The 23,819-nt window shown below is 63.6% G+C and carries 25 protein-coding genes, 1 tRNA gene and 1 pseudogene; 15 read left to right on the top strand and 12 right to left on the bottom strand.

What is annotated here, in order from left to right; genetic code table 11:
• Positions 1-14: 14 nt before the first annotated feature.
• Positions 15-1,115, bottom strand: coding sequence for a 3-dehydroquinate synthase (aroB, locus tag CD928_RS12110; RefSeq protein WP_095387290.1), 1,101 nt, complete (start codon positions 1,113-1,115; stop codon positions 15-17).
• Positions 1,103-1,666: a shikimate kinase gene (locus CD928_RS12115; protein WP_095387420.1), complete on the bottom strand. Its 564-nt coding sequence runs from the start codon at positions 1,664-1,666 to the stop codon at positions 1,103-1,105. The genes aroB and CD928_RS12115 overlap by 13 nt, the downstream gene beginning before the upstream one ends.
• 130 nt (positions 1,667-1,796) lie before the next feature.
• Here CD928_RS12115 and CD928_RS23820 point away from each other — a divergent pair, with 130 nt between their 5' ends.
• From CD928_RS23820 to CD928_RS12135, 5 genes are all read left to right on the top strand, one after another.
• On the top strand, positions 1,797-1,931 hold the full coding sequence (locus tag CD928_RS23820; protein WP_255247131.1) for a hypothetical protein: 135 nt from the start codon (positions 1,797-1,799) through the stop codon (positions 1,929-1,931).
• Positions 1,928-3,751, top strand: coding sequence for a hypothetical protein (locus CD928_RS12120; RefSeq protein ID WP_095387291.1), 1,824 nt, complete (start codon positions 1,928-1,930; stop codon positions 3,749-3,751). Before CD928_RS23820 ends, CD928_RS12120 begins: the two co-directional genes overlap by 4 nt.
• Before the next feature lie 13 nt (positions 3,752-3,764).
• Positions 3,765-4,694 carry a tyrosine recombinase gene (locus tag CD928_RS12125; protein WP_095387292.1) on the top strand — a complete coding sequence of 310 codons (930 nt, stop codon included), beginning with the start codon at positions 3,765-3,767 and terminating at the stop codon, positions 4,692-4,694.
• Positions 4,695-4,703: 9 nt separating this feature from the next.
• On the top strand, positions 4,704-5,651 hold the full coding sequence (locus CD928_RS12130; RefSeq protein ID WP_095387293.1) for an acetyl-CoA carboxylase carboxyltransferase subunit alpha: 948 nt from the start codon (positions 4,704-4,706) through the stop codon (positions 5,649-5,651).
• Positions 5,652-5,801: 150 nt separating this feature from the next.
• Positions 5,802-7,253, top strand: coding sequence for a M48 family metalloprotease (locus tag CD928_RS12135; RefSeq protein WP_255247151.1), 1,452 nt, complete (start codon positions 5,802-5,804; stop codon positions 7,251-7,253).
• Positions 7,254-7,338: 85 nt separating this feature from the next.
• On the opposite strand, the gene CD928_RS12140 is transcribed toward CD928_RS12135, so the two are convergent.
• Together CD928_RS12140 and CD928_RS12145 are read right to left on the bottom strand one after the other, a co-directional pair.
• A complete protein-coding gene (locus tag CD928_RS12140) occupies positions 7,339-7,503 on the bottom strand; it encodes a Flp family type IVb pilin (RefSeq protein WP_095387294.1) in 165 nt (54 codons plus the stop codon).
• A 126-nt stretch (positions 7,504-7,629) separates the two neighbouring features.
• Positions 7,630-7,800: a Flp family type IVb pilin gene (locus tag CD928_RS12145; protein WP_095387295.1), complete on the bottom strand. Its 171-nt coding sequence runs from the start codon at positions 7,798-7,800 to the stop codon at positions 7,630-7,632.
• A 108-nt stretch (positions 7,801-7,908) separates the two neighbouring features.
• On the opposite strand from CD928_RS12145, the gene CD928_RS12150 reads away from it, so the two are divergent.
• Positions 7,909-8,292, top strand: a complete 384-nt coding sequence (locus CD928_RS12150) for a (deoxy)nucleoside triphosphate pyrophosphohydrolase (protein WP_255247132.1) — start codon at positions 7,909-7,911, stop codon at positions 8,290-8,292.
• A gap of 3 nt (positions 8,293-8,295) precedes the next feature.
• On the opposite strand, the gene CD928_RS12155 is transcribed toward CD928_RS12150, so the two are convergent.
• The gene (locus tag CD928_RS12155) at positions 8,296-9,147 is read right to left on the bottom strand and encodes a methyltransferase domain-containing protein (RefSeq protein ID WP_095387297.1); all 852 of its coding nucleotides are present in this window, start codon (positions 9,145-9,147) and stop codon (positions 8,296-8,298) included.
• Between the two features lie 106 nt (positions 9,148-9,253).
• Here CD928_RS12155 and CD928_RS12160 point away from each other — a divergent pair, with 106 nt between their 5' ends.
• The 5 genes from CD928_RS12160 (at position 9,254) to CD928_RS23825 (ending at position 11,449) form a co-directional block, all read left to right on the top strand.
• On the top strand, positions 9,254-10,051 hold the full coding sequence (locus CD928_RS12160) for a ComF family protein (protein ID WP_255247152.1): 798 nt from the start codon (positions 9,254-9,256) through the stop codon (positions 10,049-10,051).
• A 4-nt stretch (positions 10,052-10,055) separates the two neighbouring features.
• Entirely contained in the window at positions 10,056-10,316 is a 261-nt protein-coding gene (grxC, locus tag CD928_RS12165) for a glutaredoxin 3 (RefSeq protein WP_095387299.1), read from the top strand.
• A gap of 1 nt (position 10,317) precedes the next feature.
• Entirely contained in the window at positions 10,318-10,791 is a 474-nt protein-coding gene (locus tag CD928_RS12170; RefSeq protein WP_095387300.1) for a DUF1178 family protein, read from the top strand.
• Positions 10,792-10,838: 47 nt separating this feature from the next.
• Positions 10,839-10,915 (top strand) — tRNA-Arg (locus tag CD928_RS12175).
• Between the two features lie 390 nt (positions 10,916-11,305).
• On the top strand, positions 11,306-11,449 hold the full coding sequence (locus CD928_RS23825) for a hypothetical protein (RefSeq protein WP_255247133.1): 144 nt from the start codon (positions 11,306-11,308) through the stop codon (positions 11,447-11,449).
• Between the two features lie 33 nt (positions 11,450-11,482).
• On the opposite strand, the pseudogene CD928_RS24035 reads toward CD928_RS23825, so the two are convergent.
• The 7 genes and pseudogenes from CD928_RS24035 to CD928_RS12215 all read right to left on the bottom strand — a co-directional run.
• Positions 11,483-12,493 (bottom strand): annotated as a pseudogene (locus CD928_RS24035) (recombinase family protein); the annotation flags it as partial.
• A gap of 375 nt (positions 12,494-12,868) precedes the next feature.
• On the bottom strand, positions 12,869-13,942 hold the full coding sequence (locus CD928_RS12190; protein WP_141237145.1) for a site-specific integrase: 1,074 nt from the start codon (positions 13,940-13,942) through the stop codon (positions 12,869-12,871).
• On the bottom strand, positions 13,939-15,699 hold the full coding sequence (locus tag CD928_RS12195) for a site-specific integrase (protein ID WP_095387302.1): 1,761 nt from the start codon (positions 15,697-15,699) through the stop codon (positions 13,939-13,941). Before CD928_RS12195 ends, CD928_RS12190 begins: the two co-directional genes overlap by 4 nt.
• 88 nt (positions 15,700-15,787) lie before the next feature.
• On the bottom strand, positions 15,788-16,042 hold the full coding sequence (locus CD928_RS12200) for a helix-turn-helix domain-containing protein (protein WP_095387303.1): 255 nt from the start codon (positions 16,040-16,042) through the stop codon (positions 15,788-15,790).
• Between the two features lie 272 nt (positions 16,043-16,314).
• The gene (locus CD928_RS12205; RefSeq protein ID WP_095387304.1) at positions 16,315-16,530 is read right to left on the bottom strand and encodes a hypothetical protein; all 216 of its coding nucleotides are present in this window, start codon (positions 16,528-16,530) and stop codon (positions 16,315-16,317) included.
• A gap of 128 nt (positions 16,531-16,658) precedes the next feature.
• Positions 16,659-17,123: a hypothetical protein gene (locus tag CD928_RS12210; RefSeq protein WP_141237146.1), complete on the bottom strand. Its 465-nt coding sequence runs from the start codon at positions 17,121-17,123 to the stop codon at positions 16,659-16,661.
• A gap of 366 nt (positions 17,124-17,489) precedes the next feature.
• Positions 17,490-17,708 (bottom strand): helix-turn-helix domain-containing protein, encoded by a 219-nt coding sequence (locus CD928_RS12215; protein WP_255247135.1) that lies wholly within the window; start codon positions 17,706-17,708, stop codon positions 17,490-17,492.
• 124 nt (positions 17,709-17,832) lie between these two features.
• Between CD928_RS12215 and CD928_RS12220 the strand changes: the two genes are divergently transcribed.
• From CD928_RS12220 to CD928_RS12235, 4 genes are all read left to right on the top strand, one after another.
• Complete coding sequence (locus CD928_RS12220) at positions 17,833-18,996, top strand: hypothetical protein (RefSeq protein WP_141237147.1); 1,164 nt, start codon at positions 17,833-17,835, stop codon at positions 18,994-18,996.
• An 82-nt stretch (positions 18,997-19,078) separates the two neighbouring features.
• Entirely contained in the window at positions 19,079-19,885 is an 807-nt protein-coding gene (locus CD928_RS12225; RefSeq protein WP_141237148.1) for a hypothetical protein, read from the top strand.
• 322 nt (positions 19,886-20,207) lie between these two features.
• On the top strand, positions 20,208-22,985 hold the full coding sequence (locus CD928_RS12230) for a DNA methyltransferase (protein WP_095387308.1): 2,778 nt from the start codon (positions 20,208-20,210) through the stop codon (positions 22,983-22,985).
• Entirely contained in the window at positions 22,982-23,818 is an 837-nt protein-coding gene (locus CD928_RS12235; RefSeq protein ID WP_095387309.1) for a hypothetical protein, read from the top strand. Before CD928_RS12230 ends, CD928_RS12235 begins: the two co-directional genes overlap by 4 nt.
• Position 23,819: the final 1 nt, after the last annotated feature.

A 23,819-nucleotide genomic window follows, 5' to 3' on the forward strand; every position in this document is an offset into this window, starting at 1 on the left:
AAGGGGAGAGGCGCTCAGGCTTGGCCGTCCAGAAACTCGGCCACCGTATCGAGTCCATAGTCTTCGGTGACGAAGCTCCGCCCGATGCCGCGGGTCAGGATCAGCGGTAGCTTGCCGCCACGCACTTTCTTGTCGTGCGCCATATGCGCGGCGAGCGCGGCGCCGCCACTGTTGATCCCCGCGCTCGCGAGGCTGTGCGGCAGGCCCAGGCTCGCGAGATGGTCGCGCACCCGCGCCGCATCCTCGGCCGCGCACAGGCCTTTCGCGGCCGAGAATTGATGCGCGAGCACCATGCCCGCGGCGACCGCCTCGCCGTGGAGGAGGCGATCCGAATAGCCGGTTTCGGCTTCGAGCGCGTGCCCGAAGCTGTGACCGAGGTTGAGGAGCGCGCGCACGTCCTGCGTCTCGCGTTCGTCGGCGGCGACGATGCGCGCCTTCGCGGCGACGCTGTGCGCGATCGCGTGCGCGCGGGCTTCGCCGTCGCCTTTCAGCAGGGCCGCGCCATGCGCCTCGCACCAGGCGAAGAAATCCGCGTCGTCGATCAGCCCATATTTGACCACTTCGGCATAGCCGGCGCCGAGTTCGCGCGCCGGCAGCGTGGCGAGCGTCGTCGGATCGATGACGACGAGCGCGGGCTGGTGAAAGGCGCCGATCAGATTCTTGCCCGCCGCGACATTGATCGCGGTCTTGCCGCCGACGCTGCTGTCGACCTGCGCGAGCAGGGTGGTGGGGACCTGGATGAAGGAGCAGCCGCGCTTGACGATGCTGCACGCGAAACCGACCAGATCGCCGATCACCCCGCCGCCCAGCGCGATGACATGGTCGCTGCGCTCGATGCCCTCGCCGATCAGCCATTCGGTGAGGCGCGCGAGGCCCTCCCAGCTCTTGGTCGCTTCGCCCGCCGGAAGCACGAAGGAGGAAAAGGAAATGCCCTCGGCGCCGAGCGCCATGCCGACGCGCGCAAGATAGGGATCCGCGACATGGGCATCGGTGATGATCATCGTGCGTGGGCGCTTGAGAAGCGGCGCGACGTGGCGGCCGATGTCGCCCAGCAGCCCGTCGCCGATCAGGATCGGATAGCTGCGTGTGCCGAGGTCGACGGTCAGTTGCTGCATGTCGCAAGCACCTCCAATATCGCGCGCACCGTCTGTTCGTGCGGATGACTTGCCGAGCTGACGCGCAGATGCGCTTCGGCATAGATGGGATTGCGCACCGCCGCGAGCTCGCGCAGCACCTCGCCGGGGTCGCGGTTCTTGAGCAGCGGGCGGTGGCTGCGGCGGCCGACGCGCTCGACGAGAGTCGGGATATCGGCGTCGAGCCAGACGCAGAGACTGTCCTTCAGGATCAGCGCCCGCGTCTCGTCGTTGATGAAGGCGCCGCCGCCGGTCGCGAGCACATGCGGCCGCCCGGTGAGCAGCCGCGCGATCACTCGCCGCTCGCCGTCGCGGAAATGCGCCTCGCCGAAGCGCGCGAAAATGTCGGAGATCGTCATGCCGGCGGCGCGCTCGATCTCGTCGTCGGCGTCGGCGAACGGCATGCCCAGCCGCTGCGCGAGGCGGCGGCCGACCGTCGACTTGCCCGACCCCATCAGCCCGACGAGCACGATCGACCGCTCGCGGATCGACGGCGCGATGGCGGGGCCGGGGCTTTTCGGGTTTCGCGTCATGGTGCGCGCGGCTATACCGAAGGGCCCGCGCGGAACAATGGTTTTCGGCGCGAACGAATAACCGAGGGTCGTAGGGATATTGCGCGCGAGGGACAGATCGGGGAAAGGCCGGTGGATCGGGCGACTGGTCGTGCTGGCCTTGCTGCTCGTCGCCTTCTGGCTATTGCTGCTGTTCCTGGGCCGACCGATCGAGCCGAAGATGATTGAGGTGGATGTGACCGATACGATTGCCGCGGCAGCGCCGACCGAAAGCATGACTCGATGAGGAACAGGCTGCTCGCGCTGACGCTTGGCCTCTCGGGGAGCGCGCTCGCCGCAGCGCTCGTTCTTCCGGTCGTCGCGCAGGAATCGCTGCTGCCCGAGGGTTTTGGCACGCCCGCGCCGTCGCCTGCGCCGGCTCCGGCGCCCACCCCATCGCCGACGCCGGCTCCGACACCGAAGGCGGGCGCTCCGGCGGCGCCGAAGGGTGCGCCGCCGCTCGCGCCGCCGGTCACCGCGACGCTCCCCGGCACCGACACCACCGACGCCGATTCCGAAGAGGGCGAAGCGGAAGAGGGCGCATCGGGCCAGCTCAAATACGACCTTCCGCCCGGCGCGCGGCGCCTGCTGACGCGCATCGGCCCGCTGACGCCCGAAACCGGCGGCCTTGCGCCCGACGCGTTCGGGGTGCGCGGCCAATATGCCGCGGCGATCATGCGCAACACGAGCGGCCGGCTCGCCTCGCGCTGGGGGCAGATATTGCTGCGCCGCGCGCTGGCGTCGGCGATCGACACGCCGGCGACGATCAACGGCGCCGACCTGGCCGCCGACCGCGCGGCGCTCCTCTTGCGCATGGGCGAATCGATCGCGGCGCGCCGGATCGTCCAGTCGGTCGACTACGACCGCGCGAGCCAGCGTCTCGTCGCGGTCGCGCAGCAGACCTATCTTGCCACCGCCGATCCGGCGGGCCTGTGCCCCTATGTCCCCGCGGGGCTGGCGCACGGCGACGAACAGACGTGGCGGCTCTCGGCGGCGATCTGCGCCGGCCTGTCGGGCGAGGCCGGCCCCGCCGGCTGGGCGATCGGCCGCGTGCGGTCGAGCGGGAAGATCGCCAATTTCGACATATTGCTCGCCGAGCGCGTGCTCGGCGCGACCGGCGCCGGCCGCCGTTCGACGACGATCGAATGGGACAATGTCGACCGGCTGACGAACTGGCGCTTCGGCATGGCCACGGCGACGGCGATTCCGGTTCCGGCCGAGCTTCGCGCGTCGGAGCCTGCCTATATGCGCGGCTGGACGGTGCTCGCGCCGATGACCGACATGGCCGACCGCGTTGCGGCAGCCCCCGATGCGGCGGCGCGCGGCGTGCTGTCGAGCGAAGCCTATGTGTCGCTGCTCAGCGCCGCGGCGAGCGAGGCGGAACCGACTGAGGCGCTCGCGGCGCAGACCGAGACGCTGCGCAGCGCCTATCGGGCGGCGAACGCCGTCGATCGCTACACGGCGATGGGGAGTTTGTGGAATGGGGCGGGAAGCGCCGCGCAGCGCTATGCCGCGCTGATCGCGACCGCGCGCGCCGCCGCCGCGCTGCCGACGGGGACCGAGGTCGGCGACGACCCCTGGCAGCTTGTCGGCTCGATGCTCGCGGGCGGTTACGACCGCAACGCGATGGCCTGGGTGCCCGAGGTCAATGTCGGCACGCGCGCCTGGGGTGTGCTTGCCGTCGGCTCGCCGCGCCCGCTCAATGGGACCAGCACCGGCCGCGTCGGCAAGTTCGCGGACGGCGACGACAGCCCCGACCAGCTTCGGTCGAAATTGCTGCTCGCCGGGCTTGCGGGACTCGGGCGCATCGATGCGGGGGACGCCGCATCGGCGGCGCAGGATCTCGGCACCGACCTCGGGCGCCAGACCCGCTGGACACGCGCGATCGACCTCGCCGCCGAGCGCCGCGAGCCGGGCATGGTCGCGCTGCTCGCCGCCACCGGCATGCAGGGCGAATGGGCGAAGATGCCGCCCTATCATCTCTATCACATCGTGCGCGCCCTCCGTGACGTCGGGCTTGAGGCTGAGGCGCGAATGATCGCCGCCGAAGCGCTGGTGCGGGTCTGATCCCGCGCGGCCGATGGACGCGACCGACAGCGCGACGATCGAGCGGTTTCTGGAAATGATGGCGGCCGAACGCGGCGCCGCGCGCAACACGCTCGCCGCCTATCGCCGGGACCTCGACCAGGCGTCGGCGCTCGCCGGCGGGCGCCTGGCCGCGGCGACGCCGGCGGTGCTGCGGAAGATCATGGCCGGTTACGCTTCGCTGGCGGCGAGCAGCGCGGCGCGCAAGCTGTCGGCGCTCCGCCAATATTTCGCTTTCCTGCAGGACGAGGGCGAACGGGCGGATAATCCCGCGCTCGACATCGCGCGCCCGGCGACGCGGCGGCCGCTGCCGCGCATCCTGACCCATGATGACGTCGAAAGGCTGTTCGCGCAGGCGGGGGAGGAAGCCGAAGGCGAGGCGCCCCCCGCGGCCGCGATCCGCCTGCTGCTGCTGCTCGAACTGCTCTACGGTTCGGGGCTGCGCGCGAGTGAGCTCGTGTCGCTGCCGCGCCGCGCGATCGCGGGCGAGCGGGCGTTTCTGATCGTGCGCGGCAAGGGCGACAAGGAAAGGCTGGTGCCGCTGTCGGAACGCGCTCGCGTCGCGTTCGACCGCTGGCTGCCGCTGCTCGCCGAGGGGTCGGCTTGGCTGTTTCCGTCGGGCAAGGGGCATGTGTCGCGGGTGCGTCTGTTCCAGATGCTCCGCGACCTCGCGGGCCGCGCGGGGGTCAACCCGCAATCGGTCAGCCCGCATGTGCTGCGCCACGCTTTTGCCACCCATCTGCTGGAGGGCGGTGCCGACCTGCGCGCGTTGCAACTGATGCTCGGTCATGCCGACATCGCGACGACCGAAATCTACACCCATGTCGACAGCCGCCGCCTCGTCGAGCTGGTCAACCGCCGCCATCCGCTCGCACGGATGGATGTCGGTGCGGCGAGCGTTGACGTCGAAGCGCCATCCGCCTAGCGATTCGGCATGACAGCCTTTCTGGATTTCGAAAAACAGGTCGCCGCGCTCGATAGGCAGATCGCCGAATTGCGCGAGATGGGGGACGACCCCACGCTCAACATCGACAATGATGTCGCACGGCTCGAGGCCAAATCCTCGAAAATGCTGCGCGAAATCTACGCGAAGCTGACGCCGTGGCAAAAGACGCAGGTCGCGCGCCACCCCGACCGGCCGCATTTCAAACATTATGTCGCGGGCCTGTTCGACGACTGGATGCCGCTCGCTGGCGACCGCAATTTCGGCGATGACCAGGCGATCCTCGGCGGGCTCGCGCGCTTCCGCGGCCGCCGCGTGATGGTGATCGGGCACGAAAAGGGCGACGATATCCCGTCGCGCATGAAGCATAATTTCGGCATGGCGAAGCCCGAGGGCTACAGGAAGGCGATCCGCCTGATGCAGCTCGCCGACCGCTTCGGGCTGCCGGTGGTGACGCTGGTCGACACCTCGGGCGCCTTTCCCGGCATCCAGGCCGAGGAACGCGGCCAGGCCGAGGCGATCGCGCGCTCGACCGAACAATGCCTCGCGCTCGGCGTGCCGATGGTCGCGGCGGTCGTCGGCGAGGGCGGATCGGGCGGCGCGATTGCGCTCGCCGCGGCGAACCGCGTGCTCATGTTCGAACATGCCGTCTATTCGGTGATCTCGCCCGAAGGCTGCGCGTCGATCCTCTGGCGCACGTCGGACAAGGCGCCCGAAGCCGCGGCGGCGATGAAGATGTCGGCCGAGGATCTGCTCGCGCTCGGCGTGATCGACAGCATCGTCCCCGAGCCGGTCGGCGGCGCGCATCGCGCGCCCGACGTGGCGATCAAGGCGCTCGGCGACGCGATCGCGGCCGAACTCGATGCGCTGTCGAGCCTGCCGCGTGACGCGCTATTGTCGTCGCGCGAAGAGAAATTCCTCGCGATGGGGCGGGCTTAGGACGGGAACCGGTCGCATCCGCTGGCGTTTCCTGTCACACCCTCCCAACACGAGGGCGAGTTCGAACGGGAAGAAAAGGGAGGCGCGCCGATGGGCCGCATGACGACGACGACAATGGCGATGGCGGCTGTCCTGACCGGGAGCGCGCTGATGGTGGGCGGCGGCAGCGAGCCCGCCGCCGCCAAGACCAAGACGATCAAGACCGCGAACAGCATCACTGCGTCGGAACGCCAGCAGGGCGCCGAGGCGCATCCGCAGCTCTTGCAGGAATTCGGCGGCGCCTATGCAGGGCCGCAGGCCGCCTATGTCACCCGCGTCGGGCAGAATATCGCCGTCCAGTCGGGAATGTCGAACGCGCGCAGCGATTTCACCGTCACGCTGCTCAATTCGCCGGTGAACAACGCCTTCGCGATCCCCGGCGGCTATATCTATGTCACCCGCCAGTTGATGGCGCTGATGAACGACGAGGCCGAACTCGCGGGCGTGCTCGGCCACGAAGTCGGCCATGTCGCGGCGCAGCACAGCAAGAAGCGCCAGTCGCGCGCGACGCAGAACAGCATCCTGGGCGTGCTCGGCGCGGTGCTGGGCAGCGCGATCGGCGACAATGGCGGGCTGCTCGGCTCGCTCGGCGGGTTGCTCCAGAATAATGCCATGAAGGTCGCGCAGCTTGCCACGCTCGGCTTTTCGCGCAGCCAGGAACTTCAGGCCGACCAGCTGGGCGTCCAGTATCTGAAGAGCGCGGGCTATGATCCGATGGCGCTTTCGACCGTGCTCGCAAGCCTCGCCAACCAGACGAACCTCGAAGCGAGGCTCGCCGGCGGAGACGCCCGCGCGTTGCCCGAATGGGCGAGCACCCACCCCGATCCCGCGTCGCGGGTCCGCAACGCGCAGACGCTCGCCGGCCGCGCCGGCACCGGCGGCGTGCGCAACGCCGACGCCTTCATGGCCTCGGTCGACGGCGTTCTCTATGGCGATGACCCGGCGCAGGGGGTGGTCGAGGGACGCCAGTTTCTCCACCCCGACCTGCGACTCAGCTTTTCGGTGCCGAACGGTTACGGGATGCAGAACGGGACGAGCGCGGTCAGCATCAGCGGCAACGGCGGGCAGGCGCAATTTTCGACCGGCCCCTATAGCGGCGACATGAACGCCTATATCGCGTCGGTGTTCAAGGCGGTGGGCGGCGACGCCAATCTGACGCCGGGCAACATCCAGCGCACGACGGTGAACGGCATTCCCGCTTATTATTCGACGGTGCGCGCGAACAGCCAGTCGGGGCAGGTCGACGTCACCGTCTTCGCCTATGAATTCGCGCGGAACAGCGCCTTCCACTTCGTCGCGTTGACGAAGGCAGGCGGCGCGGGAACCTTCAACCCGATGTTCACCAGCCTGCGGCGGCTGAGCGCGAGCGAGGCGGCGGCGATCCGGCCGCGGCGCATCGACGTGGTGACGGTGAAAAGCGGCGACACGGTCGCGAGCCTCGCGCGGCGCATGGCCTATAGCGACTATCCGTCGGAACGGTTCCAGGTGCTCAATCGCCTCGCCGCGAACAGCCGGCTGACGCCGGGCCAGAAGGTCAAGCTGGTCGTCTACGCCAGCCGCTGAGGCGCGGCGGACAATAAAAGGGGCGGTGGATGCCACCGCCCCTTTCTTGAGGTTTGTCTCCCGGAAACCCGGGAAACAAAGTCCGTTATTCGCCGAGGTTGGTCGCGACGTTGTCGAACGTCTTGCTGACACCCTCACCGACCGAGGTCATCGCGGTGATGCCGGCGACGGCGATCAGAGCGGCGATCAGGCCATATTCGATGGCGGTCGCGGCCTTGGTGTCGCGAACGAACTTCTTGATGAATTTCATGTCTGGTCTCCTGATAAGTCACTTACCCTGTTGACGGTCTGGTCGTGGTCAACATCGGCGTTCTACGGGGAATTGGTTTTGAATTTCTTAATGTCGTGCCGCCGATTGCGGGGGGTTCGAGTCCCGTTAAAGGACAGCGCCCGTCGTCGTTGCGACATTGGTCCACATCTTGATCGTTTTCTCGCCCACGCCGGCCACGGCGACGCTCGCCGCCAGAAAGATCAGGGCCAGAATCAGCCCATATTCGACGGCCGTCGCGGCCCTGGTCGACCGCATCAGCCCTGCCATCATCTCCATTGCTCCGCCCCTGCTGACATTATAGTTCCCGAGGTCCGATCGTCGCACAGGAAGGTTAACAATTTGGCCGCGCTCATACCCCCCAAACCCGCGGGAAACTGTCTCATTGTGGTCGCCGTGGCGCTCGTTGACGGCGACGGCCGGCTGCTCGTCCAGCAGCGCCCCGAGGGTAAGTCCATGGCCGGATTGTGGGAATTTCCCGGCGGCAAGATCGAGCCCGGCGAAACGCCCGAGGCGGCGCTGGTGCGCGAGCTCGGCGAAGAACTGGCGATCGATGTCGAAGCGGCCTGCCTCGCTCCCGCCTGTTTCGCGAGCGACGCGCTGGAAGACCGCCATCTGCTGTTGCTGCTCTATGTCTGCCGCAAATGGCGCGGCACGCCGCAGGCCATCCACGCGAGCGCGCTGCGCTGGGTGCGACCGGTCGAACTCCATGGGCTCGCCATGCCGCCCGCCGACAAGCCGCTCATTGGCCTTCTCGAAGCGCTCGTCTGACGACTACCGCTTCGGCTTGAGCGCTTCGGCAAGCGACGCGGTGCCGCTGCCGCGCCGGGCGGGGCGGGGCTGGTCGGGATGCGGCGTCCAGCCGCTGAAATGAATCAGGCGAAATTGCTCGGCTACCCGGCCGTCGGGATCGGCCTGCGCCGCGAAGGCGGCGGCGATCCGCGCAGCCTCCTCGCGCGTCAGCGGCGGCGGCGCGGGGGAAAGGCGGCTCGCGAGCCCGGCGGCGCGCAGATCGCGCACCAGCGCGAACCAGTCGCCGTAGCGCACGGTGAGCGCCTCGACGTCGACGACGGGCATGGTGAAACCGGTGCGCTGGAGCAGATTGCCCATCGCCGCGAGATCGATCTGCGGGTGCAGCCGCGCGATCGGCCGCACGCCCTCGGCCATCACCGCGCGGCGCTGGCGCTGGAGGCTGCCGTCGCCGACGAAGGCGCCAAGCAGTAGCCCGTCGGGTGCGAGCAGCGCGCGCAGGCGTAGCAGCGCGCCGGGCACGTCGTTGACGCTGTCGAGCCCGCCCGGCCAGACGATCAGGTCGAAGCTGGCGAACGGCAGATCGACCGCATCGGCCTCGCCCGGAATCGCGCTGCTTTCCGCCGCGAGGCGCGGCCCTGCCTCGAGGATGGTCAGCCGGGTGCCGGCGGCGCGCAGATGGTCGGCCAGCGCGGCATCGTGCGCGCCGATCAGCAGGGCGCGCGAAAAGTCGCGCGTCACCATCGACAGCCGGTCGAGCAGCGTCTCGGCGATGATCGGGGCAAGGAAATTGGCCTCTGCGGGCAGGCGCGCCATCCGGTCGCGCTGGGCGCGGTGGCGGGCTGGGGAGAAGAGCGGGGCAGGGGTTTCCGGCATGCGGGCGCTTGTGCCGCCTCGCGCCTTGCTTCACAAGTCCGGCATGGCGACCGAGGGGGAGGAAGCGGGCAGTCGGATGCCGCCGGGCGCACGGCTGCGGCACGGCATGCGACAGGCGGGCCGGGCGATCGTCGATTATGCGCTGCCGCCGCGCTGCCCCGCATGCGGAACGATCGTCGGTGCGGATCGGCAATTCTGCCTCGATTGCTGGTCCTCGCTCGATTTTCTGGGCGGACCGGCTTGCGCGCGCTGCTCGATCCCGCTGCCTTCGGCGGTGCCCGGCGGCGATCTCGAATGCGGTGCCTGCCTCGCCGACCCGCCGCCTTTCGAAGGCGCGCCCGCCGCGGTCGCCTATGGCCCCGCCGCGCGCACCGTCGCGCTGCGGCTGAAATATGGGCGCCGCGTCGGTCACGCTCGGCTGATGGCGGGGCTGATGCTGGCCCCGCTGCGCGCGCTGGCGGGCGAGGGGGAGGCGCTGCTCGTCCCCGTGCCGCTCCATCGCTGGCGGCTGTGGTCGCGCGGCTTCAACCAGGCGGCGCTGGTCGCCGACGCGCTGACGCGGCTGAGCGGCGTGCCGCACGATCATGACCTGCTGCTGCGGGTGAAAGCCACGCCGCCGATGCGCGGCAAGGGAAAGCGCGAGCGGGCGCGCATCGTCGCAGGTGCTTTCGCGCTGGCGCCCGGCGCGAAGGAAAGGGCGCGGGGGCGTCATCTGATCCTGATCGACGACGTCCATGCGAGCGGCGCGACGCTGCGCGCCGCGGCGCGGATTCTCCGGCGAAGCGGCGCGGCGCGGGTTTCGGCGCTCTGCTGGGCGCGGGTGGTGCCCGATGCGGCAACCGGCAACCTATTTGACTTTGCCGCGCTGGATTCCGATATGCAGAGCGAAAGGATGACAGGATAGCCGCATGGCGACGATCGAAGTCTATACCAAGTTCCTCTGCCCCTATTGCACGCGCGCGAAGGCGCTGCTCGACCGCAAGGGGGCGGAATATCGCGAGATCGACGTGACGATGGACCGCGCGGGCTTTGCCGCGATGGTCGAGCGCGCGAATGGCGGCCGCACGGTGCCGCAGATATTCATCGACGGCCGCCACATCGGCGGCAGCGACGATCTCGCGGCGCTCGACGCGCGCGGCGGGCTCGACCCACTGCTCGGGCTCGGCTGAGATGATCGTCTTCGACCTCCGTTGCTCCGCCGGCGATCACCGGTTCGAGGCGTGGTTCGCGAGCAGCGGGAGCTTCGCCGACCAGCAGGCGCGCGGGCTGATCGCTTGCCCGGTGTGCGGCGATGCCGAGGTGGAGAAGGCGGTGATGGCGCCGCGCGTCGGCGCGAAATCGAACCGGCAGGCGGCGGGCGGCGCGGTCCAGCCTGCGGTTTCCGCCCAGACGGGCGAACCATCGCCCGAAATGATGCGCAAGCTCATCGCCGACATCGCGGCGAAGCAAGCCGAAATGCTGCCGCAGTCGCGCTGGGTCGGCCGCGATTTCGCCGATGCGGCGCGCGCGATGCACGAGGGCCGCGCGGCAGAGAATCTGATCCACGGCCAGGCCTCGCCCGAGGAGGCGCAGGCACTTCGCGACGACGGCATCGCCGCGATGCCGCTGCTCGTGCCCATCGCGCCGCCCGATGCGGCTAATTGACACGCAAGTTGACGCTTCGCGCCCCGCCCCGCTAAACGAACCGCGGCGCGCCCGTAGCTCAGCAGGATAGAGCATCAGATTCCTAATCTGGGGGCCACAGGTTCGAATCCTGTCGGGCGCACCATTCTCGAACAAAAGAGAGAACTGCGGGCGTGGTTTTGGCCACGCCCGCTGCAGCACTCCGGGCCAGCACGGCTTTGGAGCCGCTGATGCGGATTTCCCGGTCATTTACGCGCACCTCGCTTAGCAGCAGCCGGGCATATGCTTGGCGCAGATCGGGCGGGCCGTGATGCAGCTTGTCGCGGAGGAGTAGCGCCAGCTTCTCGATCTTCGCTGGCGTGATCACAGGTTCGGCCATGGCGAGGCGGCGGGTGAGATCAGAAATCTGTTCGGCGAGTTCATCGCGCCGGAACCGGAGATTGACCAGTCGCTCGCGCATGGATGCGTCCTCGGCATCCATCAACCCTTTTTCGACCAGTTCGAGCAGTCGGGCGATACCTGCTTCGGCTTCCTTGTGATCCTGGCGCATCTGCCGCAGTCGATCGCGATTGCGATCCTCGCGTTCGATCGCCGTGCGCAGATAGTCGCCGAGCAGGCCGACGAGATGCTCGGGCTGCAATATCTGCTTCGTCACCTCGCCGATCACAATGCCATCTAGCTTGTCCATCGGCATACGCAGCCCCTTGCAGCCGAAGGGGCCTTCCTTGAGGCGGCGCGAGCAGCAGTAATAGCGATACTGCCCACCCTTGCCGGTGTTCTGGATCAATGCAGCCTCGCAGTGACCGCATCGGGCCACTCCGGCCAGCAGCGTCGGCGTGTTGACCAGGCGCGGCGCCACCCGCTTAGGCGCGCGGCTTTGGAGCAGCGCCTGTGCGGCGTTGAAGGTCTTCTCGTCGATGATCGCGGGGACGGCGAGCGGTATCCATTCGGAGGGTGGGCGGGGCCGGTCATTCCGGCTGTCGGTGCGATTGAAGTAATGCTGCCCATGATAGGTGCTCGCCGTCAAGATGGCATGGACGCCTCCGGTTGAGAACCTGCGTCCCCGCCGCAATATGCCGCGCTCGTTGAGCCAGGTGGCGATGGCTTTCACACCCATGGGCCGGCCTTCCACACCTGCAGCCATATCGAAAATCATGCGAACAACGCGCGCCTCAGCGTCGTTGACAACGAGCACCTTCTTGTCCTTGCTGCCCCGCCGTTCGGCGATCTCGACGCCATAGCCATAGGGCGGCCGTGAGCCGTTCCAGAAGCCTTGGCGGGCATTCTCCAGCATGGCGCGATGAACGTGTTTCGCTGTCTCGCGGCTCTGATGTTCGTCGAAGATATGCAGCAGCTTGCGGAACATTTCGCCGGTCGGGTCCTGGCCGACCTCCTGTGTGATCGATACCAGCTCGACCCCGGCCTTCCTGAGTTCCCGGACGTAGAGTTCGGAGTGCAGCGAATCCCTGCTGAACCGGCTCAGCGAATGCACCACCACGAGATCGAAGGGCTTATCCGTCCGCTTGGCGGTATGGATCATTTCCTGGAAAACAGGGCGGTCCTCATCGAGCGCGGACGCTCCAGGCTCGGAGAAGACCTGAACGACCTCGATGCCTTGCCGCTGACACCATATGCGGCACTGGGCGATCTGATCGGGGATCGACAGGTCTCGCTCGGCCTGCCGGGCTGTCGACACGCGGACATAGATCGCCGCGCGGGTCATGGGCGGTTACTCCTGGTCGAAGAGGATCGCGTCGATCTCCCTGCCAAGATAGGCGCGCAGGATCGCCACTTCGTCGCGCAACACCGGCATCGCCGCCGAAAAGTCACTGACCACAGCTTGCTCGCCGCTGGCTTGCCTGACCGGCGGTGGAGACACAGTCCGCTTGCGCCGGATGACGATCCGGCCACTGCGCTTCGGCGCAAGGCGGCCCTTCGATACGGGGCAGGAGGCGGGCTGGGCGTCCATCTCCCATTGTCTACGGGCAACGCCCTCATGCAACCAAGACCCAATTTTTCCAGTGGGATAAGGCTTGTCCCGTTAGCGCGAGAGGCGTGATCACCTTTGTGCTCGATTGCACATGATTGCGCATAGTCTTCACGCATGACGACGCTCCTTCAGCCGAACCAAAGCAGCTCTTCTCCGCGCCTCCAGCGCCGCCTGCACAGCCGCATGGGCGCGAGCAGCGTCGGCAAGGATGTAGTGCTTGTGGGCAGTCCGCTGGTCGCTATGCCCGAGCAGTTCCGATACCAGCGCCACCATGGCAGGGTCATGATCGACGAAACTGGTCGCTGCGATGCTGCGAGCCAGATGCGGCCAGACATGACGGCCGAAGGCGATTTTCGTGCGCTTCTCGATCTGGGCGCGAATCGGTCCATCACCCATCGGACCGCCCCAGCGGTCGATCCAGAGCCGATCCGTCTTCACGCCATCGCTGCGCGCCAACAGCCTGCGTCTGTAATCCCGTAGCCAGATGTCGATATATGGGTTGAGCGCTGGAGACAGTTCTGCCTGATAGGGGCGAGCTGTTTTGGTTTCCGCCTCGGTGAAGGAGAGGCAATAGCGATCGTCATCGAACAACAGATGCCGTCCGATCTCGATAGCCGTCAGGTTCCCGATCCTCATCGGGCAACTGGTCAGAACCGCGATGATCAGGCCATCCCGCATGCAGGTTGCGGCATGATAGCGATCACCCATCTCCAGCGCCTGGTCCATGAGATCGACGCCCAGCGCCAGAAGCTGACGAGCGTCAACCATGTGACCACGCTTGTCCTTTTCCGGCCTCGCGATGGCCTTGAGGTCGGTGACTAGGATTCGCAGCCAGGTCCAGTCACGGTCAGGAGCCATGACCATGATCATGCGGGCAAAGCCCTCGAAGATCATCGCCACGCTGCACGATGACACCCGATCCTGCAGCTGAAGCGCGAACAGGCGGACTCGATCGGGCGTCACCCGTGTTTCGGGAGGGGCCTCGGCGTCCAGCCAGCCATTACGGGTGAGAAAGGAAACCCACTGGCCATAGCCTTGCTCGACATTGCGACAGCGGGCGGGGCTCCATTTGCGGGCAGGCTTTCGACCGCCGCGAAAGCTAGAGACCTCGCGGGCTTCGCGATAGCGCAATTGGTCGATTGGGGGCCAAACGGCGCGCTTGATGCACAGGGGAATACTCACAGCAGGTCTCCCCCTTCATTGAAGCCGCCACTGCCGCCCTTACGGCGCTTCGTGCGTTTGATCCTCATTCGAGCGGTTTCACGGCTGCGCAGGATGTGCTCCTGGAAGTGACGCGATGCCTGCCGTTGCTGCGAGGGAGCGTAATAACGCCGCGTCGTGTTGATATCCCGGTGCCCGAGATGCTGGCTGATCGTGAATATGCCCTCGGGGTTGTCCTTCAGCCACAGGGCCGCAGAGATATGCCGGAACTGATGCGGCGTGATGGCCACGCCCAGCACCCGCTTTGACTGAGCCCCAACTGCATGAGCCATGGTCCTGGGATCAAGGCAGGCCCCATCGGATGCCGGGAATAGCCAAGGCGATGACGGGTTCGGGCACAGCTTCGGCCTCCAGTCCCGAAGATACAATTCCAACAGCTCAACGGTCTGATCCGGCAGCCTGAACCGCAGGTCCTGGTCGTTCTTCACTTCCTCGCTGTCGTGCTCGGTGATCCAGAAGGCATCCTTGCCGTGGCCGATCTTGCGGATTGATTTGCCGAGTTCCAAGTCGATGAGGTTGGCGCGACGAACACTGCATACGAGCAGGACTTCGGTCGCCATGGCGGTGCGGACCAGTGCTGGCGCCCAGGGTTTGTCAGGGTTCTTAAGAGCCCGCTCGAGCAGGATGAACGGCAGCAACTGCACCTGGTCGGCAAAGCGCTGATCCTCCAAACGGTCCAGCAGCTTCCGGTTCTTCACCGTCATGCCTCGCCTCGGCTCATACTGTTCCTTTAGTTCCTCAACTATCTCGTCAAGGCCATCCAGGTCCTGCTGCGACAGATCGCACCAGCGGGCGACAACCCGCGCGCGCAGCGCCAACTGGAACATTAGCGGTGTAACAGTGCCTTCCGCGCGGGCGTACAGATAGTGCAAGACCTGATCGACACGTTCTGGGCGAACGACATCAGCAAGCGCGGCGAGGTCTGTCATGGGGACGCCAGTATGGACAAGGGCCGATACGCTGATTGCCACATTGTGCCGATATTGCTGGATGGTGCCCGGCTTCAGCGGTTTTTTGCGTTTTCGGCCGGAATCATACGTTGAGCCCAGCCAGGTGGTGAAGGCATCAAGTTCCACCGCCAGTTTTCCCGACCATTCCGTCTGGGCAATCCAATAGCTGGTTCGCTTGGGAGGCGGAGGCATCAGCGCCGGCAGGTCTTCCTGGGAGGCTGCCAACCGGTTCCACGCCTTGATGCTGTTGCTGACGACGCGCTCCCAGTCCCCGATCATGGCTTCGTCACGCAGATGGGTCACGAAGCGTTCAATGACCGCATCCGACATATGGCGGGGCATGACTCCCAGCTCGGCGACGAAGTGGAAGAGGCGCGAGGTCGCACGCTGCATCTTTACGTCGAGCGTTTTCTGAAGCGCGCCCCATTCGCCAGTGAGCGGGAAGCGGGAGCGGGGATTATGAAGACGCCCCTGCGCCAGCCGAAATGCCTTGCGCAGCCTTGACTTCATGTTGGCGTAGGATTGCTCGCTCATGCCCGCCATAGCGGGCGACAAGCGATCCAATTTCTCGAAGAGCGTACGCTGGTTGGCGGGCAGGTCGAGCAGGCCGTGGCCAACAAGTTCATCGGCGCGCTTGACTGCAGAACGCAGCTGGGTACGTTCCACATCGCTGAGGTTGCATTCGAGAAGGTAGTCGCGCAGCTGCTCCAAGGTCAGGAGCGATTTTTGAGGCCCTGATTGCTGATTGTTATGGTCATTCGTGTGCATTGTTACTCACCGCTGATCAAACGTGAAAATTAGTGAAACCCCTTCTACATTATTCCTTGGCTGTAGTTATTTGGGGTATTCACAAGGATCAGATCGCCTCGCCTTTGAGGAACTTGATGAGGTCAATCTTGTCGATCCTGATCCGGCCTTTTTCCTTGGGCTGAAAGGATCGAAGGCCCTCATCGCGTATCCAGCGACGGATAGTGGGATGTGACACGCTAGCGAACTGCGCCGCCTGCGGCACCGTCAGCAGTTCGACGGGCATAGCGATGACTTCGCCGGGCGTGAGAGTAGGCAGGGGCCTAGCGGGTGCAGCGACCTTCCTGCGGCTGAGATTGAGCATCTTGGGTCTCCTTCTACCAATGGGCCACGCCACCGGGAGGAGACTGCTGGGCTGCACGATTACGCTGCCGAAAGGCAGCGGATCATCGCCTGACAACCACCTCGGCGCCTCGTCGGCGGCGTTGGTGGTTGGGCATAATGATCAGGAATGGGCGGAAATCATCAAGAAAATTCGGGGCGGGACACGCTGTGCCCCAGTTGGTCTCCCCGCCTTTGTCGGCGACGCGGGCGGCGGCAGCGCGCCGCCATCATTCTCAGGGGCAAGCGATGCGATTACAACCGGCCTTCTCGGTTCATCTGCTCCAGGACGGGGCATGTCAGGAATTCATTGTCCTCTCGCAGAATTCCAAGGGCCACGAGCATGTCTTCGTCCGCGCCGTGCTCCCGCACCAGACCTTCGAGGCGGTCGAGTTGCTCTGACACATAAACTGCGGTGAAATACTCGTCGATATCCTCCAGGGAGGGGCTGGGTTGAATGTTGCTGTTCATGGGTTCGCCTTCCGTTGGTGATGAGTGCCAAGGATGCTGAACCCGCCAGACAGATCAAGCCTGCGTGAACCGACTGGGCCAAAGCGCGTTCCATGTCGCCGCGTTTGATCGTCTGGCGGGGATGGGAGTCAGGACGAAAGACTAGCGGTGAGCAAGGCGATCAGCGCTTCCTCTTTATTCAACAGGCCCCTGGAATGCGGCACTGCACCCGCCTTCAGGAGCGCCTGCTCGAACGCTGTGTATTGCTCACCGTCGAGGTGGAGGACAACGGTTTTGCCTTCGGGGTCGAACTCGTTGCCTTGCAGATACATTTTGAGTTCATGCGCCGTGGAGTCCGCCGCCTTCGCGAGCAGCATGTCGATATTGTCCGCGTCGACATAGGAGGAGAGCAGTGCGAGCTTGGTCCAGCCGATCCGCCTGAGCCGCTCGATCGGAACGCTGAGATCATCGAATGTGCGGCTGATCTGGGCGAGGTTATATGCCTTGCGGATGCCGATCTTCAGTTGCTTGGCGACGGACCTGAAATCCTCAGGGTGATTTTTCTGCGTGTCGCGGAGGTGTCGGGCGACCTCTAGGAAATGATCGCCCATCATGTCGACAATCATTTGGGGCACTTTGGATGCCTTCGATTTTGTCCCTTCCATTGTTCCAAACCTTTGAAGTTGTTGGGAACTATTTCCTATGGAAAAGACGCGCCTCGACAAGGGAATTGCACTGAAAATGGCAGGATTCTGGGGTTGTGGGATTGGACCGCCTATGCATACTTCATGACGAAGACCGTCAGCGTACGACCGCATCTACTAAGAGCATTAGCACGCCAGCAGAAGTGAAGGCCGACATCCAGATGATGTGGCGCACATCGCGACGGATACGCCTCATTCGAAGCTGATTACCATTCATGGTCTGAATTTGCTTCAGCTAGCACGAATGTGCAATCCCGCGAGCGCGGTCTGAACAAGCTATACTTGGGTATGGTGCCCTCTGGCGAACTCCGCTGCATTCGCCGCATCGAACAGTTCGGCCACGTCGACCTTCAGAGCATCCGCAATCCTGGCGAGCGCCTTTACTGACGGATTGCGAACTCCGCGTTCAACGCCGCTGATGTAGCCGCGATCAAATCCGCTGTCGGTCGCGAAATCTTCCTGTGTGATGCCCCGCTCCTTGCGCAGGCGCTTCAAATTCCAGCCTATGCGAGCGTAAACATCCATCGCGTTCGAGGATGTTTCGGTGAGACTTATAAGCCCACGACTTATAAGTCTCATTTTTCTGGACTGAACCGAGCCGATCTCGCAGAGAAGCGGCATGGCAAGGCAAAAAGCAGTCCCCGTTCTGATATCCAATGGCAACAATCGCAGCGCGTTGACGCGCATCAGGCTTGGTAATGGCCTGCATGACGAGAGCTGGCTTCAGACGCTGATCCATGATCACCCGGCCATCCTGCCGATCTCAGACATCGAACCTGGCTTCGGCGATCTGATAGCGGTCGCCCGCGAAGTCCCGTGCGGACACGGCTATATAGACAATCTCTATCTCACTCCATCTGGCGACATCGTGTTGGTCGAGACCAAGCTGTGGCGGAACAGCCAGATGCGACGCGAAGTGGTGGCGCAGGCGCTGGACTATGTCGCAGCGCTCAGCCGCATGGGGTACGATACTTTCCAAGCGGCAATCGCGCGCGGACAGCAGCCACCGGCCGGTCTTTATGATCTTGTCCGTGATCATCCCGAAGCGCTGGACGAGCCCGAGTTCATCGACGCTGTCGCCTTGAACCTGCGGCGTGGAAGAATGGTCGCGATCGTGCTGGGCGATGGCATCCGAACCGAAACGGAAGCGCTCAGCGATCTACTCCAGAGCCATGCGGGCGCGCATTTCACCTTCGCGCTCGTGGAGCTTGCCACATGGCAGAGCCCGGCAGGTGACATCCTCGCGGTGCCCAGCACACTGACCAAAACCGTGATGATCGAGCGCGGGATCGTCCGTGTCGAGGATGGGGCGGCAACCGTCCATCCGGTCCCTGCTGCTGCCCAGAAGGGACCGCAGTCGATCAGTTCGGCGGACTTCTGGGACATGATGGCGAAACGTGATCCGGCGCTGCCTGCCGCAATTCGGTCCCTTCTGTCGGCGCTCGAACCGTTGGGGGTCTATCCCGATCTCAAGGCCAGCCTGAACCTGAAGCTCGATCTGGCCGACCAGGAGAAGCCAATTAATTTCGGCTATATCATGAAGAACGGCACCTTCTGGCCGAACCCGGCATCATGGACATTGCCGGAGGCGATGTGGCGACCTTACTTTCAGGCGCTCGCCCGCATGGTCGGCGGTGTTGTGATCGACGAGCCGAACAACAAGTATGTTGCTGTCAACGGGCGATCAGGCCCCAGGATCGAACAATTAGTACCAGGCCACCAGGGTGCGTGGGTTGCCGCGATCGAGCGCGTCATCCACGAGCTAAACGCAGAAACTGCCTGACTTCGATCGCCATCAGATTTCATTAACCATTCGGAGCCATTTTACGTGGTCTCCGTGAGGTCATGTATTTATCGGTGAAGTTGTGGCAATCCGTATTGTAAAGAAAGCTAAAACTCAGGTTCCGCATAGCCTGAAGATACTCAAGGGATTGCCCCAATTACAAGAGCCGCCACCAGAGCCGCTCGCCTCTATGCCGGTGCTCGCCAAGGCGAAAAAGAAAGCGGGTAAACCGCTTCGGCGCGATAAGTTCGAACGGCACGAGCGACTATGCAAACTGATCCAGCAGACGATCGAAGGCACGCTCACGGGCGGCATGGCTTACGACTTTGAAGGTTTTGTCTGGGCCGTTCGACCGGAGCCGGAATGGGCAAAGCTGGTCGGCGTGAAGAGCGTGGACACGATCACGGACCTGACCAAGCTACCGCCGATCCAGAAAGACTACACGCAGATCGACAGCACCAAGGCACTGCTGCTGCGTTTGGGATCACCCGCTCCTCCATCTCCACGCAAAATCGCAACCGCCATGCGCAAGGCATTCAAGGCGAAAACAGGCCGTTATCCCAAACCAAAGGAGTTTCCACTGCTCAAGGTGTTGGCCGAGGAGTGGCCAGACGACCTCCAGGTGCAGATTTTCCAGACGGCGCTAGACGAATGGGTCCCCTTTAAGGTGGGGGTCGCGAACGAGATCGAAGCAATGAAAGCGAAGGGCTTGAAGGCATATCACCGCCATCATCACTTCCCTTCGGTTTCCGTGATCTGCAAGTTTCGGCAGATCGCCCTCGAACTATATGTGATGAGGCTTCAGGAAAAGGTCGCTCAGGGCAAGGGCGTACCGATGGCTGCGATCACGGCGTTTCCGAAGCTCTTCGGTCACATCAAGCCGAAATGACACTAATTGCAATTTCCGAAATCCAATCTATCAGAGCGCCTTTATAGTATATAATTATACTGTGGTATCATAACCCTCTTATCATTCTATACAGGAAGACAGAGTAATTTCGGAAGTTATGATAACAGGGTTATGGCTCCCGGCCTCGCTCCGCTCGGACGGGTAGTCTCATATCCCCCTTTCCGAAACCTGAAAGGAACGCCGAGAGAATGGATTTCGGAAATTCGTGGAGGGGCAGCGCACCGACCTCATATGGGCTATAGCTCGAACCGCGTATTTGTGATTCTGGCACGTCGGGCGCGTTAGGGGGAAGTTCAAAGGGATGAATGCGGTTGAAATCGAGGAAGCTGTGTCCCGCCTGGCGGAGCAGCCCTTTGATCCTGAAGAGTTTCCATTCGCCTTTCTCGAAGCGTTCGGCAACAAGACCACCACCATCAGGCGGTTGCGCTCTGGTGCGTCCAACAAGTCCGACCTGGGCGGTGTTCTCCAGACGAACAATATCCATATCGCGACCGCTGATCGCGGCGCAGTGACAGAGTGCCTGACCGCGCTCCGGGCAAGCCCCGCGACGGCCAAGGCCAAGGCCAAATTCATCCTCGCCACTGACGGTGATACCTTCGAGGCTGAGGACATCGAGTCCGGCGAAACGGTCGCCTGCGCCTTCACCGACTTTCCTGACCATTTCGGGTTTTTCCTGCCGCTGGCGGGCATCAGCACCGTGCGGCAGGTGCGCGAGAGCAGCTTTGACATTCGCGCGACCAGCCGCCTCAACCGCCTCTATGTCGAACTGCTGAAGGACAATCCCGATTGGGGCGCGGCCGATCGCCGCCCCGACATGAACCACTTCCTGGCCCGGATGATCTTCTGCTTCTTCGCCGAGGACACGGATATATTCCACCGCAGCTATCCGTTTACCGGCACGGTCGAGAAGATGAGCGACCGGGATTCTTCCAACACCCATGAGGTGATCAGCGAACTGTTCCGCGCCATGAACACGCCCATTGCCGATCGCGAGGCGGCTGGGATCGCCCGCTGGGCCATTCCCTTTCCCTATGTGAACGGTGGGCTGTTTTCGGGAAGCCTAGAAGTGCCGCGTTTCAGCAAGATCGCGCGTTCCTACCTTCTCCATATCGGCAACCTCGATTGGACCAAAATCAACCCGGACATTTTCGGGTCGATGATCCAGGCCGTGGCGGATGACGACGAGCGCGGCGCGCTGGGGATGCACTACACCAGTGTTCCCAACATTCTGAAGGTGCTCAACCCGCTCTTTCTTGACGACCTGCGCGCACATCTGGAGGAGGCCGACGACAACGCCCGCAAGCTGTTGAACCTGCGCAACCGCATGGCGAAAATCCGCGTTTTCGACCCCGCGTGCGGCAGCGGCAATTTCCTGGTCATCGCATACAAGGAAATGCGGGCCATCGAGGCCGAGATTAACCGGCGGCGGGGCGAGGAAGGCCGCGCATCCGAAATTCCGCTCACCAATTTTCGCGGCATCGAGCTGCGCGATTTTCCTGCCGAGATTGCACGTCTAGCCCTTATCATCGCTGAGTTTCAGTCCGATGTAATGTATCGCGGTCAGCGGCTGGCCCTGGCCGAGCTTCTGCCGCTCAACGCGCAGAACTGGATCACCTGCGGAAATGCGCTGCGGCTGGACTGGCTTTCCATTTGCCCGCCGACCGGGACGGGCGTGAAGCTGGTAGGCGATGATCTTTTCCAGACCCCGCTCGATCAGGCACAGATCGACTTCGAGAACGAAGGGGGCGAAACATACATCTGCGGCAACCCGCCTTATCGCGGCAGCCAATGGCAGACCGACGACCAAAAGTCCGACCTCAAGGCTATCTTTGACGGGCGAACGGCTAACTGGAAGTCACTCGATTACGTGGCGGGCTGGTTCATGAAAGCCGCTGTTTACGGCACCGTGACGACCACGGTGTCCGCATTCGTGTCCACTAACTCCATATGCCAAGGCCGACAGGTGGAAACCCTCTGGTCTCTTATTTTTGAGACCGGTCACGAGATTGGTTTCGCGCATACTTCGTTCAAATGGGCCAATCTCGCCAGCCACAATGCCGGTGTCACCGTCGCCATCGTGGGTATTTCCAATCACGTAGGTCGAACGCGGCTTCTGTTCTCCGATGCGGGCGGCAATGGCACGACCGTCAAAGAGGTTGAGAACATAAACGCCTATTTGGTGCCGGGATCAAATGTCATCGTCGCCCCTCTCTCGCGACCTCGCAACGGGTTAACCGAAATGAGTTTCGGCAGTATGCCGAACGACGGGGGGTATTTGCTTCTTGACGTCGATGAAGCCGAAACCGCCATCAGAGACCATGCTGTCGATCGGAAATACATTCGCCCCTTTTTTGGCTCACAGGAATTCGTTCGAGGAATTGAACGAAGGTGTATTTGGGTGACTGACAGCGATTTTCAGGCTGCCGAAAGAAATGCTTGGCTGAAGAAACGGTTTGAGAATGTTCGTTTGCAACGAAATGCCTCAGCCCGCGCAACAACCAATGCACTTGCCCTAACGCCCTACCGATTTGGTGAAGTGCGTCAGACAGGCGACGAAGTCATAATTGCAGTAGCGGCTATTAGTTCCGAGAATCGTGACTACCTGCCGTGCGGCTTACTGCCTCCTGGCGCCATCATCTCAAACAAGTGCTACGCCCTCTACGATGCGCCGCTATGGAACATGGCACTGATCGCCTCCCGTTTGCATTGGGTTTGGATCGCAACCGTTTGCGTGCGGATGCGCACAGACTTTTCCTATTCCAACACTCTCGGCTGGAACACCTTTCCGGTGCCGACACTGACCGACAAGAACAGGGATGACCTGACCCGCTGTGCGGAAGATATTTTGCTCGCGCGCGAAGCTCATTTCCCGGCCACCATCGCCGACCTCTACGATCCCGATGCGATGCCCGACGACCTGCGCGAAGCACACGAGCGAAACGACGAAGTGTTGGAGCGCATCTATATCGGGCGGCGATTCAGGAATGACACCGAGCGGCTGGAAAAGCTGTTCGAGCTATACACCAAGATGACAGCAGGTGCGGGAACGACGCGAAAACGGAAGGCGGGGGCAGCATGAGCAGCCTCACCGACATCGAGAAACGCTACTTCGAAAATCTGCTGGGCATGGCGAGCGGCTATGTTTTGGACTACTCCGACCAGACCTTTGCGGAGTTTTTCAATCACCACCGCATTCAGATTCACGGCGCGAAATACCAGACTTACGGAAGTTCCAAGGCGAAGAAACTCCGTTCCTTTTGGGAGCAGGAGCCGGACGCCGTTGTGGGCAAGGTGCTGTCCGAATTGCTTGACGCCTACGAGGCGGTTTGCACGCTCAATGGTCAGCAATCCGATACCGCTGTTCTCGGAAAAGCGCGCGGCATCGTCGCCCGGCTTGAAGGCAAGCCCGCGCCGTCGCCGAAGTCCACCGCGCAGACCGTCGATGACTTCCTGCACAGCGAGTTCACGATACCCAATATCCAGAAGCTACCCGTCGAAGCCCAAGCGGTCCCGATTATCGAGAGCCGTCTGACCGAAGCCCGGACGGCGATGGGGGCCGGCGCGTATTTATCGACCATCCTTCTCTGCGGTAGCGTGCTCGAAGCGGTCTTGCTCGGAGCCGCGCAAAAACAACCGGCTCGTTTCAATCAGGCGGCGGCCAGCCCGAAGACAGCGGATGGAACCGTGCGGCGGTTCCATGAGTGGAACCTTGCCCAATTCATTGACGCCGCCAGCGAAATCAACTTGCTCAAGCCGGACGTGAAAAAATTCAGCCACGGGCTCCGTGACTTCCGCAACTACATCCATCCTTACGAACAGATGGCCTCCGGCTTTACGCCGGACCAGCACACCGCCAAGGTTTGTTTTCAGGTACTGAAGGCGGCGCTCGCCAGCGTTGCGGGGGAGCGATGAT

It is taken from the genome of Sphingopyxis sp. GW247-27LB, from assembly GCF_002277025.1.
Lineage (GTDB): Bacteria > Pseudomonadota > Alphaproteobacteria > Sphingomonadales > Sphingomonadaceae > Sphingopyxis.